The 652-nt window shown below is 75.3% G+C and carries 2 pseudogenes; both read left to right on the forward strand.

The features are described from left to right. A pseudogene (locus G3I40_RS33905) lies at positions 1 to 436 on the forward strand (ABC transporter ATP-binding protein); the annotation flags it as partial. Then, positions 433 to 652 (forward strand): annotated as a pseudogene (locus G3I40_RS33910) (ABC transporter); the annotation flags it as partial. The pseudogenes G3I40_RS33905 and G3I40_RS33910, both read left to right, overlap by 4 nt.

Consider the following 652-nt stretch of genomic DNA (forward strand, 5'->3'; position numbering starts at 1 on the left):
CGCACCGGAGTTGCTCGTCCTCGACGAGGCGTGGACCGGGCTCGACGCCGCCGCCCGCGACGCACTGGACCGCGCCGTCGCCGAACGCACCGCGGCCGGCGGCGCCGTGCTCTTCGTCGACCACGACCCGCGCCGCCTCGCGGACGCGGCGGACGCCACGTATCTCATCGAGGGAGCAAGTCTGCGCAAGGCAGAGGGAGTTGACGGCTCGATGACGGATGGGAGGCAGGTGGTCGTCACCGCCACGGCCCCCGCGGACGACACCGACCCGGACCTGCCCCAGCCGCACACCCTGGCCCGCCTCGACACCCGCACCGTCCGGGTCACCGCGCCCGCGGGCCACTCCGACGCCGTCCTGCGTACGCTCCTGAACGCGCGGCCGCCCTGGCACGTCGTCGCCGTCCGCACCGAGCCCGCCCCCGGGGAGGACCGATGACCACCGCCCTGCTCGGCTACCAGTCGGCCCTGCTGCTGCGCTCGCAGCGCTGGGTGGCGCCGCTCGTGCTCTACGCCGTGTTCCTCGCGGTCGGCGTCCAGACCGGGCAGCCCGTGCTCGACTCGCTCGGATACGCCGCCGCGGCCCTGCTGCCCGTGGGTGCCTGGCTGGTGCGGATCTGCGTCGCGAACGAGCCGCCCGCCGCTCGCAGTTGCA

Source organism: Streptomyces sp. SID14478 (genome assembly GCF_010548525.1).
Lineage (GTDB): Bacteria > Actinomycetota > Actinomycetes > Streptomycetales > Streptomycetaceae > Streptomyces.